Annotated in this window: 13 protein-coding genes and 2 pseudogenes; 10 read left to right on the forward strand and 5 right to left on the reverse strand. The window is 58.1% G+C overall.

The features are described from left to right. Positions 1 to 25: 25 nt before the first annotated feature. Both ugpC and GKR99_20140 read right to left on the reverse strand, forming a co-directional pair. A complete protein-coding gene (gene ugpC, locus GKR99_20135) occupies positions 26 to 1087 on the reverse strand; it encodes a sn-glycerol-3-phosphate ABC transporter ATP-binding protein UgpC (GenBank protein ID NKB29731.1) in 1062 nt (353 codons plus the stop codon). Positions 1088 to 1102: 15 nt separating this feature from the next. Beyond that, complete coding sequence (locus GKR99_20140) at positions 1103 to 1879, reverse strand: helix-turn-helix domain-containing protein (protein ID NKB29732.1); 777 nt, start codon at positions 1877 to 1879, stop codon at positions 1103 to 1105. A 156-nt stretch (positions 1880 to 2035) separates the two neighbouring features. Between GKR99_20140 and GKR99_20145 the strand changes: the two genes are divergently transcribed. The 5 genes and pseudogenes from GKR99_20145 to GKR99_20165 all read left to right on the forward strand — a co-directional run bounded on the left by GKR99_20145 (position 2036) and on the right by GKR99_20165 (position 8880). After that, positions 2036 to 3271 (forward strand): extracellular solute-binding protein, encoded by a 1236-nt coding sequence (locus GKR99_20145; GenBank protein ID NKB29733.1) that lies wholly within the window; start codon positions 2036 to 2038, stop codon positions 3269 to 3271. Between the two features lie 160 nt (positions 3272 to 3431). Beyond that, on the forward strand, positions 3432 to 4409 hold the full coding sequence (locus GKR99_20150; GenBank protein NKB29734.1) for an ABC transporter permease subunit: 978 nt from the start codon (positions 3432 to 3434) through the stop codon (positions 4407 to 4409). A gap of 1 nt (position 4410) precedes the next feature. Further along, a complete protein-coding gene (locus tag GKR99_20155; GenBank protein ID NKB29735.1) occupies positions 4411 to 5259 on the forward strand; it encodes an ABC transporter permease subunit in 849 nt (282 codons plus the stop codon). Then, positions 5256 to 7356: pseudogene (locus GKR99_20160) on the forward strand (alpha-galactosidase). Before GKR99_20155 ends, GKR99_20160 begins: the two are co-directional and overlap by 4 nt. Then, a pseudogene (locus GKR99_20165) lies at positions 7353 to 8880 on the forward strand (hypothetical protein). Before GKR99_20160 ends, GKR99_20165 begins: the two co-directional pseudogenes overlap by 4 nt. Before the next feature lie 157 nt (positions 8881 to 9037). Here GKR99_20165 and GKR99_20170 read toward each other — a convergent pair. After that, positions 9038 to 9808, reverse strand: a complete 771-nt coding sequence (locus GKR99_20170) for a phytanoyl-CoA dioxygenase family protein (protein NKB29736.1) — start codon at positions 9806 to 9808, stop codon at positions 9038 to 9040. A 112-nt stretch (positions 9809 to 9920) separates the two neighbouring features. On the opposite strand from GKR99_20170, the gene GKR99_20175 reads away from it, so the two are divergent. Continuing rightward, complete coding sequence (locus GKR99_20175) at positions 9921 to 10703, forward strand: helix-turn-helix domain-containing protein (GenBank protein ID NKB29737.1); 783 nt, start codon at positions 9921 to 9923, stop codon at positions 10701 to 10703. Between the two features lie 5 nt (positions 10704 to 10708). Here GKR99_20175 and GKR99_20180 read toward each other — a convergent pair whose 3' ends face one another. Continuing rightward, entirely contained in the window at positions 10709 to 12130 is a 1422-nt protein-coding gene (locus GKR99_20180) for a sulfatase-like hydrolase/transferase (protein NKB29738.1), read from the reverse strand. Beyond that, positions 12127 to 13008, reverse strand: coding sequence for an N-acetylneuraminate lyase (locus tag GKR99_20185; protein NKB29739.1), 882 nt, complete (start codon positions 13006 to 13008; stop codon positions 12127 to 12129). Before GKR99_20185 ends, GKR99_20180 begins: the two co-directional genes overlap by 4 nt. A 153-nt stretch (positions 13009 to 13161) precedes the next feature. On the opposite strand from GKR99_20185, the gene GKR99_20190 reads away from it, so the two are divergent. The 4 genes from GKR99_20190 (at position 13162) to GKR99_20205 (ending at position 17435) form a co-directional block, all read left to right on the forward strand. Continuing rightward, positions 13162 to 13905 (forward strand): FCD domain-containing protein, encoded by a 744-nt coding sequence (locus GKR99_20190; protein ID NKB29740.1) that lies wholly within the window; start codon positions 13162 to 13164, stop codon positions 13903 to 13905. Beyond that, positions 13902 to 15473, forward strand: coding sequence for a peptide ABC transporter substrate-binding protein (locus GKR99_20195; protein ID NKB29741.1), 1572 nt, complete (start codon positions 13902 to 13904; stop codon positions 15471 to 15473). The genes GKR99_20190 and GKR99_20195 overlap by 4 nt, the downstream gene beginning before the upstream one ends. Before the next feature lie 73 nt (positions 15474 to 15546). After that, the gene (locus GKR99_20200; GenBank protein ID NKB29742.1) at positions 15547 to 16506 is read left to right on the forward strand and encodes an ABC transporter permease subunit; all 960 of its coding nucleotides are present in this window, start codon (positions 15547 to 15549) and stop codon (positions 16504 to 16506) included. A 14-nt stretch (positions 16507 to 16520) separates the two neighbouring features. Then, positions 16521 to 17435: an ABC transporter permease subunit gene (locus GKR99_20205; GenBank protein ID NKB29743.1), complete on the forward strand. Its 915-nt coding sequence runs from the start codon at positions 16521 to 16523 to the stop codon at positions 17433 to 17435. Positions 17436 to 17437: the final 2 nt, after the last annotated feature.

Genomic DNA, 17437 nt, shown 5'->3' on the forward strand with positions numbered 1-17437 from the left:
AGGGCCGAGCTGACTTCGCCCCAAATTACCGCAAACGTGCTTCTGTTTCGGCATCAAAGAACATGACGCGTGCCGGATCAAATGCCACCCGCACCGCGGTTCTCGAAGCCACGGCGTCTTCGCCCTTGCTTTCAACCACCAAAGCCTCTCCGGTTGGCGTCTTGAGGTACTCGTAAGCGACGCCGCCGAGTTGTTCGGTAATATCCACGGTGACTGACGAAGGTTCCGGGATCAGCGATGCTTCTTGCGGGCGAATTCCAACGATTACGCCGCTGCCATCCGCGGGCAATGCCACAGTGGCCGGAATAATCTCACCCCCAAGCGCCGCAACTTTCACGCCGCCGTCGCTTACCTCGCCTTTCAGGAAATTCATCGAAGGAGAGCCGATGAAACCGGCAACGAAGCGGTTGTCGGGATCACGATACAGATCCATTGGCGCGCCGACCTGTTCGATCCGACCATCACGCAGAACAACGATCTTGTCGGCAAGCGTCATCGCCTCGACCTGATCGTGGGTGACATAGATCATCGTCGTGCCCAATTCCTTGTGCAGGCGCGCAATCTCTACGCGCATGTCCACGCGCAATTCCGCGTCAAGGTTCGACAACGGCTCGTCGAAAAGAAACACCTCGGGTCCGCGAACAATCGCGCGACCGATGGCCACCCGCTGACGCTGCCCACCTGAAAGTGCAGCGGGCTTGCGGGACAGATATTCGTCGAGCTTAAGCACCTTGGATGCGGCGCTGACTTTACGGTCGATTTCTTCTTTCGCATGGCCTGTCATCTTCAGACCGAAGCTCATGTTTTCCTGAACCGTCATATGCGGGTAAAGTGCATAGGTCTGAAACACCATCGCCACGCCACGCTCGGCAGGGTCAATGTGGGTCACTTCGCGCTGGCCAATGTTAATCTGCCCGTCCGAGGTTTCCTCCAGCCCCGCAATCATCCTGAGAAGTGTCGACTTCCCGCAGCCGGATGGACCGACAAAGACACAGAACTCTCCATCCTCGATTTCAAGATCGACCCCGTGGATGACCTGGACTGGCCCATACCGTTTGACGGTTTTGTTTAGCGTAACACCCGACATCTATCTCTCCCTCAATTATCCCGGAAAATGCCAGGACGTGGCATGATCACCGATCTCGCCAGCCATGGACACCAAGTCATCACGAAACGTCTTAAGCGTTTCAAGATCGTATCGCGCCGTCGACGTTGCCACCGAAAGCGCCCCGATTACCCGCCCGTTCGCCAGAAAAATCGGCGCCGCGATCGAGATAATTCCATCTTCGTGCTCTTCGCGGTCAAATGCGATTCCGTCGTTCCGGATATGTGGCAACTCAGCCAATAGGCTGTCTGCGGAAACATGGGTCCGCGACGTATATTGAAAGAATGACTGCTGTCGAACCACGATATCAAGTCGCTTCGGTGCGATAAACGCCAGCATCGCCTTGCCTACGCCCGTGCAATACGCCGGGGCCACTTTGCCAACCTGGGCCAAAGTTTCGAAACGATCCGAGGCTTTCAGCTTGTCGACAAAAACAACTTGACCGTTGTCCAATTGAGCAAGATGCACACTTTCCCCGGCCGTTGCCGCCAACCGTTCGATGAAAGGGCGGGCGATTGGAGCAAGTGAGGCATGCTCCCAGGCGTTATGCGCCAATCGGATGAGCCTGAGTCCAAGCGAATAGGTGCCAGTGTCGGTGTCGTGCACAAGCACAGATTGGTTCACCAGTGTCTGAAGAAGCCGGTACAGCGTGGCCTTGGGATAGACCGAGTTCTCAAGGAGCTCGGTAAACTTCACGGGGCGCTCAAAAGCAGCGACCGAATCAAGTACTTCCAGCGCCTTTCCGACTGTCCCGTCAGCCTTCTCAATCGGCATGCCTGATGCGTTCACGCGCAGATTACCTCCCTTTTCTCGCCGCCTTTGGCACACGAGAGTCTTGACTTTCTTAGCGGATGGCGTCACCAATTTCAATATATGGTATTTAGTTCCAAATAATGGAAATCGCCATAAGTGAACCTAGGGAGGACACACATGTTTCGTACACTCAACTTGACAGTTGTCGCAGCCGCGGCGACCGCTCTGATGGCATCCACGGCACTTGCCCGCGATTTGGTCATCAACTTTGACGACCTGAACCCAGGCCCGAAAGCAGCCTTCGAAAATGCAATCGAGCTGTTCAAGACAGAAAATCCTGACATCAACGTCATTGCCAACAACAATGACCGTGAAGCGCACAAGACCGCGATCCGGAACTTCCTGACGGCTGACGCGCCCGACGTGACATCGTGGTATCCGGGCAACCGCATGGCCCCCTTTGTGGACGCTGGCCTGTTTCAGCCGGTTGACGACGTCTGGGCTGACAACGGATTCAACGAAGACCTGGCTGCCATCAAGGCAACCATGTCGCGTGACGGCAAAATCTGGGGCGTGCCTTACACCTACTACCAGTGGGGCATTTACTATCGCAAAGACGTCTTTGACCTGTTGGAGCTGGAAGAATTCGCAACCTGGGACGACATGCTGGCTGGCTGTGCGAAGATGAAGGAAAACGGCGTCACCCCGTTCACCATTGGAACCAAGTTCCTGTGGACCGCCGCCGGTGTTTTCGACTACTTGAACCTGCGTACCAACGGCTATGATGTGCACAACGCGCTGACCGCCGGCGAGATCAAGTACACTGACCCGCGCATCGTTGCGACGATGGACAACTGGGAAACGCTGATCAGCGAATGCGGCTTTGTCGACAACCACGCCTCGATGAGCTGGCAGGACGCAATCGCACCCTTCGCCAATGGCGATGCGGCTATGTACGTGATGGGCAACTTTTCGGTCGATGGCTACAAGAACGCTGGCCTGACCGAAGACCAGATTGACTTCATGCCCTTCCCGACAATCGACGCAAGCATTCCACTGGCCGAGGAAGCACCGGCAGATGCCTTCTTCATTCCGACCAACGCCAAGAACGTCGAAGACGCCAAGAAGTGGCTTGCCTTCGTTGCGCGCGCGGATGTGCAGTCCGAATGGAACAAGACCATCGGACAACTTCCGATCAACGCCAAGGCCGAGATCGCGGATGACAAGTTCATTCAGGAAGGCTTTGACCTGTTGAACGCAGCCACCGGCATTGCCCAGTTCTACGACCGTGACGCTCCGGCAGAAATGGCCAAGGCTGGTATGGAAGGCTTCCAGAAGTTCATGCTGGATCCATCGACCAAGATGGAAGTCCTTGAGCGCCTGGATGAAGTCGCCGCCGAGGTTTACAAGTAAGTCGAGACCCAAGCGGGGCCCGCCAAAACGGTGGGCCCCGTTCATTATCCGGCCAGATCCTCAGTGACCGCAAGAATTCCCGACTGGTCGGAGAGGCAGCGCCCCCAGGATCGCGACGCCAAAGGCGGCGCAAAACCTTAAGCAACAGGGTGAAAGCGTCATGAGCGACACAACTGGACAACAAAACAGCTGGCTCTCTCGTCATAAGCTTTCCGTTGCGCCTTGGTTCTTTCTGGCACCTGCACTGTTCTTTTTCGCGATCTATGTCGTGATCCCGATATTCGAAAGCCTCGCCCTCAGCTTCTATGAATGGAATGGGCTGTACACCGCAGACGGCGAATCCACTGCTGTTTGGGTTGGTTTTGGCAATTATATCAAACTATGGGACGATCCGAATTTCTGGATGTCGCTTAAGAACAACATCGCATGGCTGATACTTTACATGCTTGCGGTGCCTGTCGGTTTGTTCATTGCTTTGTTCCTCAATCAGACCGTGCCCGGCATGCGGTTCTACAAGTCGATGTTCTTCTTCCCTTTTGTCATTAGCCAGGTCGTTGTCGGCCTGATCTTCGGCTGGTTCTACAATCCCGATTTCGGCGTTGTCGGATCGATCTGGAAGGCCATTTATTGCGAAGAAACCACCAACATTCTTGGCAATGTGACTTTCAACTGCACGCGCCCAGCGCCCGATATCCTGTCCAGCCCGGAATGGGCAACATACGGGATCATCTTTGCAGGGCTTTGGCCGCAGGTCGCCTATTGCATGATCCTATATCTAACGGGCCTCAACAATGTCGCGGCTGATCAGATCGAAGCGGCACGTCTGGACGGCGCCAAGGGCTGGAAGATGCTTTGGTACGTCGTACTGCCGCAGCTTCGTCCGGCCACCTTCATCGCTGTGGTTGTAACGGTTATCGGTGCCCTTCGAAGTTTTGATATGATCGCCATCATGACCCAGGGTGGGCCCTTCGGGTCGACCAACGTGCTGGCACACTACATGTACGAAGTCGCAATCTCTGAATATGGCGAACGCTATGGCTATGGTTCCGCGGTGGCGACCGTTCTGTTCATGATCATGCTGATCTACATCAGTTACTTCTTGTGGCGGATGTATCAGGACGAGAAAGGGACCCGATAAGATGTTTCCACGCCCAATTGAAAAATCCGGCCCGGTCACCCGCACAACTTACCAGGCCTTCCTGCCGGTGGCACTTTTCATCTGGCTGTTGCCGCTTCTGGCCATCTTCGTCACGTCGATCCGGGGGGCGGCTGACATCAATTCGGGCAATATCTTTGGCTGGCCAAGCGAGTTTGCCCTGATCGATAACTATACCGCCGTCTTCACCCAATCAGCAGCGGCGCAGTACATGCTGAATTCGGTTCTGATCACGGTGCCGTCGGTGATCATCTCGGTCGCTCTGGCCTGTCTTGCGGGCTATGCGCTGGCGATCTATCGGTTCCGGGTTGCCGTACCGCTGTTCTTTCTGTTCGTCGCAGGCAATTTCATCCCGTTTCAGATCCTGATGGTGCCTGTCCGGGACATGAGCGTTCAGACCGGCCTCTATGACACGATCGCTGGGCAGTTCCTGTTCCACGCCGCTTTCCAGACCGGGTTTTGCACGCTGTTCATGCGAAATTTCATCAAGGCTCTGCCCTTCGATTTGATTGAAAGCGCGCGGATCGAAGGTGTCGCGGAATGGCGTATCTTTTGGTTCGTCGTCCTGCCGCTGGTGCGTCCGGCCATTGCGGCCCTGGCGGTTCTGATCTTCACTTTTGTCTGGAATGACTTCTTCTGGGCCAACGTGCTGACACAAGGCGAAAGCGCCAAACCGATTACGGCGGGCGTCCGCTCGCTCAACGGCCAGTTCGTGAACAACTGGCATCTCGTCTCGGCGGCATCGCTGATGGCGGCGCTTCCTCCGGTTGCGATGTTCTTCCTGATGCAAAAGCACTTTATCGCAGGACTAACGCTAGGTGCCGTGAAATGATCCAATGCTGGCGGCTGGATGACAGTCGTCAGAGCCTTGTTCTGGGATGCACCCGCGACCGACTTGCCGAGGTGATCTACTGGGGCGCACGGCTGCCTGACGACGAGGACCTGACCACAATTTACGAATCCCACACCCTCGATGTGACGGGTGGGATGCTTGATGCCAACCCCGAGCTGTCAATCTGCCCAGAGGCGACACGCACCTTCCCCGGCCAACCCGGACTGATCCTGCGCGACAGCGACGGCACCCCCTATTTGCCAAAGTTTTGCCTGGAAAAAGTTTTGCCTGGAAAATGTCAAGGCTGGCCAGGACCGGCTGACACTAGGCTACAGCGATCAGGAGGGGCGGCTTACCTATCAGGCCTACTTTACCATCGATCCAACGACACATCTGATCGAGGCTTGGGCCGAACTGAAAGCGGCACGTCCCGTCCACCTCCATTGGCTTGCAGCCCCGGTCTTTCCCGGCCCTCAGCTTTCAGACGAGATGATAGATGTCGCCGGGCGTTGGTGCGGCGAGTTTCAGTTCAATCGCACTCCTTGGTCCGCAGGTATTCGGTATCGCGAGAACCGAACCGGGCGTACCGGGCATGAACATTTTCCCGGCCTCATCATTCCCTGCCGTGGCGCAACCAACGCGCGGGGCGAGGCATACGCCTTTCACTACGGTTGGTCCGGTGGGCATCGAATGGTCGCCGAAGAACTTCCCGACGGCCGCCGCCAGATCCAGTTCGGCCATGCCGCCCGGGTTGAAGGCAAGCCCAAGACGCACTTCCAGACCGGCAAACTTTATGCGGTCTATTCCGATGACGGGCTGAACGGATGCTCTGTTTCATTTCAGCGCCACTTGCGGGACCGCATCGTTCGTTTCCCCAACCCGTCACGCCCCCGCCCTGTCCACTACAACTGCTGGGAGGCGGTCTATTTCCGCCACAACATCGACGAGCTGAAAGACATCGCAAACCGCGCTGCCGATCTTGGGGCCGAGCGTTTCGTGCTTGATGACGGTTGGTTCGGGCAGCGCGACGATGACACCTCGGCCCTTGCCGATTGGGAAGTCGACGCGCGGAAATACCCTGATGGCCTCGACCCATTGATCGCGCATATCCACGCGTTGGGCATGACGTTCGGCCTTTGGTTCGAACCTGAAATGATCAACCCGAACTCAGACACCTTTCGCGCTCACCCCGATTGGGCGCTTGGGGCCGAAGACCAGATTCCAGGGCGCCAGCAGCGCGCCGTCGATATGGCCAATCCGGACGTCCGCGACCACCTGTTCAGCCGCATCAGCAGTATCCTGTCGTCCCATGCAATCGAATACATCAAATGGGATCACAACCGCGTCTTGCCTATGCCCGACGCAGACCAGACACGCGGCACCTATGCGCTTCTTGACCGACTGCGCGCCGCGCACCCCAAGGTCGAAATCGAAAGCTGCGCCTCGGGCGGAGGACGGATTGATTTTGGCATTCTGTCGCGGACGCATCGGGTCTGGCTGTCAGATTCCAACGACGCGCTGGAGCGGCTGCGCATTCAGCATAATTCCTCGGTCTTCCTGCCGATGGCAGTAACAGGCAGCCATGTCGGACCGCGCGTCTGCCATACCTCGGGGCGCATACTTGATATCCGTTTCCGCGCATGGGTCGCTGCGCAACGCCACATGGGCTTTGAAATGGACCCCCGAGAATTGACGGATGATGAAGCCGACGTGTTGCGACAGGTCACAGGCTGGTGGAAAGCCAACCGTAACTGGTTGATGACGGCCGACATCCTGCGGCTTGACAGCCCCGACCCCAGTGTAATCGCGGAACAGCATCTGGCTGCGGACGGATCGCGTTTTGTCGTCTTTGCCGGGAAGGCCGGGACAAGCGCACAGATTGCCCCGCGCCCGCTTCGACTTACGAGAGTTTCGCAAGACGTGATGTATGAAATCGAGCTTAAGAACCGTGAGGATGTCGATCACTTGTCGCGTGGCACACCGGCGCTGAAGTACGGCTCAATCCGCGTAAGCGGCGCCTACCTCATGACACAGGGTTTGATTCTTCCGTGGAGTTTCCCCGAAAGAATGTGGGTTATCGAGGGAAAGCGCCTGTGAAACGGACGTTGGGCACGTGCTATTACCCGGAACACTGGTCACGCGGGGTCTGGGAAGACGACGCGCGCCGCATGGCGGAGCTTGGCCTGACCTGGGTGCGGATCGGTGAATTTGCCTGGAAACGATTGGAACCTGTAAGTGGGGACCTGCAGTTTGACTGGTTGGACGACGCGATAGACGTTCTGAAAGACGCGGGCCTAAAAGTCGTGTTGGGGACGCCGACGGCAACCCAACCCGGCGCACTCAATGGCATTCCGGCAATTCAGCTCCGATCAGGTCGTCGCATTCAACGCTCTGCAAGTCGAAATCATCCGCGCGCATTCAGAGGCACCAATCAGTCACAACTACATGGGCAGGATCACGGACTTCGATCACTATGACATCGGATCCGACCTCGATATCGCCAGTTGGGACAGCTATCCCCTTGGGTTCCTTGAAGATCGTGTGGGCGCAGACGATGCTCGGAAAGTCGCTTACGCGCGGCAAGGCGACCCTGATTTTCAGGCCTTCCACCATGACCTGTTCCGAACGGTCGGAAATGGTCGGCTTTGGATCATGGAACAGCAACCTGGCCCGGTGAACTGGGCGCCCTGGAACCCGGAACCGCTTGCCGGCATGGTGCGGCTTTGGTCATGGGAAGCCTTCGCCCACGGCGCAGAAGCGGTGAATTACTTCCGCTGGCGGCAGGCCCCGATGGCGCAGGAACAGATGCACGCCGGACTGTTACGCCCTGACAGCAAGGAAGCACCCGCCTTTTCCGAAGTCTCCAAGGTCGCACGCGAAATCGCAGCTTCGCCCGCAATCGAACTTGCAAATGCCCCGGTCGCGCTGGTCTATGATTATGCCTCTGAATGGGGATGGCAAATCCAGCCTCACGGAGAGACGCTTTCTTACTTCCAGTTGGTGTTCGAGGCCTATCGGACGCTCCGCAAACTTGGGTTTTCAATCGACATCATTTCGCCATCGGCGACGGCACTCGAAAAGTACAAACTGATCCTCGCGCCCGGGCTTCTGACCCCCGATCCAGCGTTCAAGGCCGCGCTGGTACAGTGCGACGCCGAAGTCATAGTGGGGCCCCGGTTCGGGGCACGCACAGCTGACATGAGCACGCCTGTGCCGCTGCCTCCGGCAATTCCCGATCTCGACGTAACCGTTGAACGGGTCGAAAGCTTTCGGTCAGGATTGGAGCTATCGCTGGAAGGTGGCGGGATGGTTTGTGGCTTTCGCGAGGTCCTGGAGGGCGACGCAGATGTCACGTTTCACCTGACAGATGGTTCACCTGTGCTGATGGGGTCGGCTGGTTTCGCCTATCTGGGTGGCTGGCTTGATGAGGTCGGATTACGGCACGTTATAAAAGCAGCCGCAACGCGTGCCGGCCTGCCTGTTGAAGCGATGCCTAAAGGCGTGCGGTGCCGTGATACGTCATCCGAACGAATATACTTCAACTATGGATGCAAACCGGCAAGTGTTCATGGGCAGCAATTGGCCCCGGCAGGCGTGCTTCGTGAAACCAGAAACCCATGACGCACCCCTTTCGGGCAATGCGCGATTCATCAAGCCAGCAACACCTACCCGCGCCGGAAGCCACCATCCCAATGGACCAAAGGCCGACCACGCGCTGAATAGCGAGACGGACCAACCCACCTAGATCAAAACCGCGCTACGAACGACTTGGCGCAAATCACAGCTTGGCGCTGTCTTTCAACTGCGCATCCAGCCGCGCCTGATACGCTTTGGCGGTTGCGTCATCTACCCGCGCACTCTCGCCGTAATAGATGAACCCCAACGCACGACGTGACCGCGTCGGCGACTTGTTGGCCCCTGCCCAATGGATCGTTCTGGCGTCATGCATCAGAAACGTGCCTGGGCCGCCCGGAAATGCCACTGTGTTGGTCTTGTCCTGGTCGGTTCCAAAATCAGTAATGCCTTGTGAAAAGCCGAGTGTTCCGGTCCGACCGTGGGGCCGAAAGGCCGCGGACTTGTGCGATCCACGCACATAGTGGATGCAACCGTTTTCCGCGTCCACATCCTCAAGCGCCAGCCAGCCGGTCACCGCGTTGCATGGGGTGAGGTGAAAATAATATCCGTCCTGATGCGGCGGGGTGGCTTGCCCAACGCCTGCCGGTTTATTGAAATACTGCATGTTGGCGGGCACCACGTCTTCCTGCAGTACCGCCTCGGCAATCCGGCGAACGGGGCCATCCAGCATGAGGTCGTTGAAATACGCGTCATGTTCGAACATGCGCTGCAACTGCTTCAGCGTGCTTTTGTCAGACGTGTCCTCGTAATAAACCTGTGTGTCGGGCATCCGGGGCACGACGTCGCGGATAAAGCGCGCAATCTCGGCGTTCAATGTGTCGATTTCGTCGAATGAATACAGCGGCTTGATCGCGACATATCCGTCGCGATCGAAATCATCGCGTATTTTCTGCGGGTCCAATGAAGTGGTCATCTCGTTTCCCTGTTCCTTGGCAAAACTGCGACCACCCTATGCGCCAAGGCAGTAGAACGGGAATTGACGAAACTGAGCAAATATTAGGTAATCCGATTGAAATTGCCTCCTGATGCTTAAAAGTGATATGGATTCCGACATGATCCAGGTGAGCGATATCCTGCGACAAGAGACTGGTCGATTTGACCATCGCTTCAAGGTTGGTCCGGCGCAGTGGGCGTTTTGGGATTTGCTTTGGCTGCACGAGGGGCATTTGTCGCTGAAATTGACCGGCGAAGGGCAACGGCTGGACATTACCGCGCCCGGTGGCGTTCTGATCCCGCCCGGCACGCCATTTCGCGGCACAGCGGTCAACGGGGCGGCAAGTGCGTCGATCGCACATTTCATTAGCCCAGAGATGGGCGACAACGTCCTGCAAGTGCCCGTGCGTGACCGGATGCACGCCATGGCATTGATCCAACTGTCGCTGGACTATGCGCTGCGCGGTGAGCCGATGGAACGGCGTATCCGGCTGCTGATGGCGATCCTCGATTGCTTTGCCACGCCCGCCGCCGACGCCGAAACGCGCGTGACCCGGCTGGACCGGACCTGGCGCGAAACGACCGCGAAACTGGCCGAGGTGCGCGGCGTGGCGGACGTTGCGGCGTTTGCAGGGCTGGCGGAGAGTTCATTTCGGTCGGCGCACCGTGCGCAACTCGGCGGCTCTGCTGGCAAACACTTGCAGAAATTGCGGCTGGCGCAGGCTGAAAAATATCTGGCTACCACCGGCTTTGGGTTGGCCGAGATCGCATCGCGCGTCGGCTACGCGCATGCTGAAACGTTGGCGGCGGCGTTCAAGCGGTCACGGGGCCAAACTCCGGGCGACTATCGGCGATGGTGCAAACGTTTCGCATGAGCGGGTTATTCCCAGCCCTCAACAAAACCGCGATCGCCTGCGATGATCCCAAGGTCGGATCGCAAGTTATCACACTGTGAAATGAACGCCTCAAGGCGAGTTTTCATGGCGGTGAATTCATCAGGCAACGCAGGCTGACCCTGGTTGAGGAGGTTGCGAAGCTCGTTCGGGTCATCGCACAGATCATAGGCCTCGTCCCCATTGTCGGGATCACGGATATAGGCACGTTCGCGCGTCCGGATCGCGTGGGTCAGGCTGGCGTGGCGACCGGATTTCGGCATCCCGCTGGGCCAACTAGTGCCGATGAAACCGTGATAGTCGCCGATCTGGGCGAAAATTTCGTCGCGCAATGGGGTTTCGTGACCTGACCGGACCCAAGCAAGAATGTCCCGCCCCTGGTTTTCTGGCGGGTCAACTCCGGCGATGTTTAGAAGCGTCGGGAACAGATCAACCGTGCTGACCAAACCTGCGATCCGCTGCGCTTCCGGTTCCTCTGCAACCTTGGGCGGCACAATGATCAGCGGGACATGCAGCAGGCATTTATAAAGCGATTCCGATTTGTTGAACAAACCCTTTTCGCCCATGTAGTCGCCATGGTCCGAGCCGATGATGATCCACGTATTCTCAAGCATCCCGCGCGCCTTCAAAGCTGCGTGCAGGCGGGCCATTTCGTCGTCAATGTAGCGGATCATACCGTAATAGATCGCCAAAACGCGGCGGAAATCATCCTCGGTCGCGGCATCGGTGCCAACCTCGGCCCGTGCTTTGGCATGCCACGCTGGCAGGTCGGCAAGATCGCCCGCTTCTGGCAGTGTCAGCGCCGCGGGTTCGAACATCGTGTCGTAGGGTCGTGGCACGAAATACGGCGGGTGCGGATCGTCGTAGCATATATGCATGAAGAATGGGCGGCCGCTGGCCTGCACCTGATCGACCATTCGGATCGCGCGGTCTGTCAACAGGGCCGAGTTCCCTTCGTGTGCGTCGCGGTCAATCGCGCCGCTGGACCAGGCGACGTCCTTGCGCCCGGATCGAATGTGATCGAGCCAGGAATTGAACAGTGGCCCGCGTTCATGCATCGGCGTCTGTTCGTGCCAGCCACGCGACAGGTTGCGCTCGGGCTCGTAATGGCCAGCGGCGCAGGTGTAATAGCCTGCGCGCTGAAGCAGCTCGGCCAGTTGCGGCGCATTGAACGGCGCGCGGTTCTGGTGGCAGGTGACGCCGTGAACCTGTGGAAACAACCCGGTGTGGGCCGACGTGCGCGACGGCGTACAGATCGGCGCGGCGGCATAGGCATCCTCGAACACCCAGCCCCTCTCGGCCAGTCGGTCGCAATGGGGCATCGAGATTTCCGAGTTGCCCATGAACGACATGGCCGAGGCTTTGGCCTGATCGAACATCACATAAAGGATGTTCGGAGGCTGACTCATCCGCCGTAGCCGTTATCGTCCAGCCAGGCATTCAGCGCGGGCAGCGCGTCGGGATTCGCAGCGCGAAATGGCGCGCGACACGGGCCGACCGGGATGCCCATGCGGTTCATCGCGTGTTTCAGACCTGGCATCACGCCGGTTTGCAACAGGATCGCAATCAGCGCGTTGGCCTTGGCTTGCAGGCTGCGCGCCTGATCAATGTCACCCGCATTCACAGCAGTTTCGATCCCAAGATAGACGTCGCCAATCAGGTTGTAAGTCGAACCGATCCCGCCGTCTGACCCCATCGCGGCGGCCCCAAGAAACATCTCGTCCGTGCCGAAATAGAATTTCTTGTCAGGTGCGCGGGTTCGCAGTTGCTGAAACTGGAAAAGATCCTGCGCGGTGAACTTGGCGCCGATGATGCGCGGGTCGGCCATCAGCTTCAGCAGGCTTTGTGTGGACAGATCAGTGCCCGACAGCGCCGGGATGTTGTAGATGATCACCGGCAGCCCGGCGGCATCGGCAATTGCCTGATAATAAGCATGAATATCGTCTGACCCGTGCTTGTAGTAATACGGCGGAACGGCGGAAACCGCATCATAGCCCAGCGATTTGGCAGTTGCGGCCAATGCCTCGGCATCGCCTGTCGCTGCGGCCCCGACATGGGCGATCAGCGTGCATTTCCCGCAGGCGTATTCGGCAAGCGCTATCAGATGTTCGACACGTTCTTCACGGCTTTGCAGAATGCTCTCACCCGTTGATCCACCTGCATAGAGGCCGTGAACGCCTTTCGACAAGATATAGTCGACCAGCGGCGGAATGCCTTCGGGACTGATGCTGCCATCGTCTTTGAAAGGCGTCAGAAGGGCTGCGAAAATTGATCCTGAAACTTTCATCCCCGGCCTTTCCAATGTCACCCACGGTGGGCGCAATGACCTCACCTGCACGATCTCGATTGGTATGCGTGATATTTGCTTTGGTCAACCAAAAACAAAAAAGTGGACACCAAAAGGGAATCATGGTTTGCTTTGAGCAACTGGGAGGGGTCAATGGCTACAGAACATTCAGCCTCAAGCATTGCGCGCGCTCTGGCGGCCGACATTCATTCGGGCCGCTATCAGCCGTCTGACATGCTGCCGAGTGAACGCGGTCTTTGTGATGCCTTCTCGGTTGGCCGCAACGTCGTGCGCGAGGCGATCACCATCCTCCACGGCATGGGGCTGGTCGATCATGCCAAGGGCAAACGTCCGCGCGTCGTCTCTCCTACACTCTCCAAGGTGATGGAGGGTGTCGGCACCGCCGCACAGTTCTTCTTTTCGGGCAGCGAAGGTCTGGCCCATCTGGAACAGGCGCGCCTGTTTCTGGAAACCAGCCTGCTGCGCTATGCCACCGAACACGCCACCAACGCGCAGATCGGCAAGTTGGTCGAGGCGATCGAAACCTGCGAAGCGAACCTGACCGAGATCGAGGGGTTTCGCGACGCAGACGTGCAATTCCACCGGGTGCTGGCCGAAATCCCCGGCAACCCGATCTTCGTCGCCCTCCACGACACTTTCGTCGAGCGCCTGATGAAGAACCGAGCGCTGTTGCCGGAATTCGAAAAACGCAATGCGCTGAGCAACCAGGAACACCGCGAGATTGTCGCCGCGATCCTCGACCGGGATTCCGACCGCGCGGTTGACATTCTCACCGGGCATTTGACCCGCAACTTCGGCACCTATTTCCGCCTGGCGATGGAATCCGGTGCTGCAACACAACAAAACCACCTCAACAAAAGGGAGTCTTCCTCATGAACAAGATACTCGGGCTAACCGCCGCGTCCGTGATGGCCTTGATGGCCTCGACCGCGTTTGCGGAACGCGAAAATCAGCTGTCCGACGAACGCGTCCGCGCCGCGATTGCCTATGCCATCGACATGGACACGATTGTCGAGACCTTGTTCGAGGGCAAAGCCATCGTCGCAGACTCGATGATCCCGAACGGCCCCTACAAGGCTGACGGGCTGGAGCGTTATGCATATGATCCGGACAAGGCGCGCGCCCTTCTGGAAGAGGCGGGTTGGGATGACAGCCAGGTTCTGGACGTGGTCTATTACTACGGTGACCAACTGACCGCTGACCTGATGGTCGCATTGCAGGCGCAATTGGCGGATGTCGGCGTTCAGATGACCTATCGCAAGCTGGAAGGCGACGTCGGTGGGCAATTGAATGCGCTGCCCGAAGATGGATCAGACACCAGCGCAGTGACCTGGGATATCGCCTATGGCGCCAAGGCCGCTTTGGCGTTGCAGGAATATTACAACGGCTACCAGTCGGGCAAAAACTCCTATACGCCCGGTGACCCAGCACGCGACGCGCTGATCGACGCAATCAACGGAACGGTTGATGTGGGCGCACAGCAGGAGGCGTTCAAGGCCTTTACCGAGTTCGAAAACTCGGCCCTGTCGGACATCGCGCTCTATTATCAGCAGCTGTTCATCTATGAAAGCAACCGCCTGGATCGCAACGGCGGGCAGTACGGAAATGACCAGTTCGTCTATGACTGGGGCATCACCAACTGGACGGTAGAGCCGGACGAGAACGGCAAATCCGTGATGTACACCAACACCGCGCCAAGCACGTTCTTTGACCATCCGTGGCTGAACCCGGGCATCTACATCTTCTCGAAAGTCGGGCTGGATCGCCTGATGACAGCGGATGGCGCGCTGGCCCCGACCGAGGGGCAACTGGCCGAAAGTGTCGATGTGGCCGAGGATGGCATGTCGGTGACCTTCGACCTGAAAGACGGCATCACGTGGCACGATGGCACGGCGTTGACGGCAGATGATGTCGTGTGGTCCATCGAAACCGCCAAAACGGTTCCGGGGATCAACGCGGTATTCTCTAGCACCTTCGACGCGATATCGGACATGAGTGTCGATGGCGACAAGATCACCATCAGCTTTGGCACGCTTGATCCGAACATGCTGTTGACCTTCAGCCAGTTCGCCCCCCTTCCCAAGCACCTGCTTGAAGGCGTGAACCCGGCAGAATTCCAGCAGCATCCGTTCTGGCAGAACCCGGTCGGGTCCGGCCCGTTCCGGATCGAAGAAGTGCAGATGAACGACTTCGTGCGCTTCGTTCCGTTCGAAAACTACCACGGCGGTGTCGCCAAGATCCAAGAGATCGTGGCCTTCCCCAGTGGCGAGAACGACGGCAACGTCATCCAAAACGCCGAGGCTGGTCGTCTGGACTACGGCTTCACCAAATCGGTCGGCGATGTGCAGGCGCTGGAGGCGATGGACCACATGAACGTGATCCCCGCCGATATCCCCTACACCCGGTCACTGCGGATCAACAAATTCGCGAAGATCGCGGAATAATCCTCCCTAAGAAAGCGGTGCGGGCCTGCGGGGCCGCACCATCCGGCAATCACTTGCCCGAGGAACCCCCGACATGCTGACCTTCGTTATCCGCCGCCTTCTGGTCACGATACCGATGCTGCTTGTAATCAGCTTTCTGGTCTATCTGGGGCTGGAACTGACCCCTGGCGACGCCGTGTCGCACATGATCGACCCCGAAACCGCCAGCCGGATGACCGACGAACAGTTCGAGGAACTGCGAGAGGCGCTGGAACTGAACAAAACCTTTATCGAGCGTTATCTTTTTTGGCTGGGCAACGTGGTGCAGGGCGACTTTGGACACTCACTTTCCGGAGGGGTTGCGATTTCGACCATCGTACTGGACCGGCTGCCAGCAACGTTGGAATTGTCGGTATTCGCGCTGGTATTCTCGACATTATTCGGCTGCATCCTTGGCACGATCAGTGCTTTGCGGCGTGGGTCACTCGCCGACAGCTCCCTCACCGTGTTCGGCATGATCGGCGTGTCGATTCCTGAATTTTTCTTTGGCCTCGTCTCGATCCTGATTTTCGCTTTGCACTTCGACTGGCTGCCCGTTGGCGGCCGGTTGCTGCCCAGCTATGACAGCTATTTCGACCACCTGCCCAACATCATTCTGCCCGGACTGGTCCTGTCGATGATGATGACGGCGGGCGTGATGCGCTATTCCCGCTCAGCGATGCTGGACAGCCTCAGCCGCGAGTTCATCCGCACTGCCCGATCCAAGGGTCTGCCGGAATGGCGGATCAATCTGATCCACGGATTCCGGGTGGCGCTGACGCCTGTTGTTGTACTGATCGGGTTTCGTCTGCCGACTTTGATCGGTGGGTCCGTGATCATTGAAGAGGTCTTCCAATGGCCTGGCATCGGCAGTGAATTCATCGAGGCGGTGCGCGGCGCCGACTATCCGCTGGTCATGCTAATCGCCCTTCTGTCGGTCTTTGCCGTGCTCATGGCCAGTCTGATTGTCGATGTTCTGACCGCGCTGATCGACCCGCGCGTGCGGCTAAGCTGAGGGGGGGAACGGGCATGGCAAACGCAGCACTGAACCGCAAATTCGACCGCATCCGGGCACGCGAGGAAGCCGGCCAGAACACCACCCGCAGCGGCGGGCGGGCGATGCGCAAGCTGCTCAGCAATCCGTTGGCTGTGGCGGGGCTGGTGATCTTCACGATCATCCTGCTGGCCTCGATTTTTGCGCCTTTGCTCACACCGCACGATCCACAGAAAATCGACCTGCGCGCCATGCTGCAATCACCCTCGGCAGAGCATTGGTTCGGCACGGATCGCACCGGGCGCGATGTGTTTGCGCGTATCCTCTACGGCGGGCGGGTGTCGATCCTGGTCGGGCTGGGCAGCGCATTGATCGCCGCCGTCATCGGTGTCGGCATAGGGGCCTACACCGGCTATCGCGGCGGCTGGGTGGATGCGGTGGCCATGCGTGTTTCCGAGGTTTTCATGTCCTTCCCGCAGATCATTCTGGTTCTGCTGCTGGTCGCGATTGTCGGGCAGAGCCTGCTGAACCTGATCGTGATATTCGTTCTGACAGGCTGGGGCGGGATGTACCGGATGTCACGCGCCCGGATGCTGAGCTTGCGCGAAGAAGAATACGTTCAGGCCCTGCAAAGCTTCGGCATCCCGACCCTGAAAATCTGCTACAAACACATCCTTCCCAATGCCATGGGGCCGATCATGGTCAACATCACGCTGACCACCGCGATGTTCATCCTGGCTGAGGCGGGCCTCAGCTTCCTCGGCCTTGGCGTGCCATTGTCGATCCCGACATGGGGCAACATCCTGAACGTCGCCAAGGACATCCGGGTGCTGGAAAACAACTGGTGGATGTGGCTTCCGGTTGGCACCGTGATTTCGTTGTTCGTGCTGAGTGTGAATTTCATCGGGGATGGGTTACGCGATTCCACCGATCCGACATTGCAAGGGTGACG

The organism is Paracoccaceae bacterium (assembly GCA_012103375.1).
Lineage (GTDB): Bacteria > Pseudomonadota > Alphaproteobacteria > Rhodobacterales > Rhodobacteraceae > WLWX01.

Coding starts and splice junctions, on each gene's coding strand:
- GKR99_20170 (NKB29736.1), bottom strand. CDS start 9,808: ATGACCACTTCATTGGACCCGCAGAAAATACGCGATGATTTCGATCGC.
- GKR99_20195 (NKB29741.1), top strand. CDS start 13,902: ATGAACAAGATACTCGGGCTAACCGCCGCGTCCGTGATGGCCTTGATG.
- GKR99_20175 (NKB29737.1), top strand. CDS start 9,921: ATGCTTAAAAGTGATATGGATTCCGACATGATCCAGGTGAGCGATATC.
- GKR99_20185 (NKB29739.1), bottom strand. CDS start 13,008: ATGAAAGTTTCAGGATCAATTTTCGCAGCCCTTCTGACGCCTTTCAAA.
- ugpC (NKB29731.1), bottom strand. CDS start 1,087: ATGTCGGGTGTTACGCTAAACAAAACCGTCAAACGGTATGGGCCAGTC.
- GKR99_20200 (NKB29742.1), top strand. CDS start 15,547: ATGCTGACCTTCGTTATCCGCCGCCTTCTGGTCACGATACCGATGCTG.
- GKR99_20155 (NKB29735.1), top strand. CDS start 4,411: ATGTTTCCACGCCCAATTGAAAAATCCGGCCCGGTCACCCGCACAACT.
- GKR99_20205 (NKB29743.1), top strand. CDS start 16,521: ATGGCAAACGCAGCACTGAACCGCAAATTCGACCGCATCCGGGCACGC.
- GKR99_20190 (NKB29740.1), top strand. CDS start 13,162: ATGGCTACAGAACATTCAGCCTCAAGCATTGCGCGCGCTCTGGCGGCC.
- GKR99_20180 (NKB29738.1), bottom strand. CDS start 12,130: ATGAGTCAGCCTCCGAACATCCTTTATGTGATGTTCGATCAGGCCAAA.
- GKR99_20140 (NKB29732.1), bottom strand. CDS start 1,879: ATGCCGATTGAGAAGGCTGACGGGACAGTCGGAAAGGCGCTGGAAGTA.
- GKR99_20145 (NKB29733.1), top strand. CDS start 2,036: ATGTTTCGTACACTCAACTTGACAGTTGTCGCAGCCGCGGCGACCGCT.
- GKR99_20150 (NKB29734.1), top strand. CDS start 3,432: ATGAGCGACACAACTGGACAACAAAACAGCTGGCTCTCTCGTCATAAG.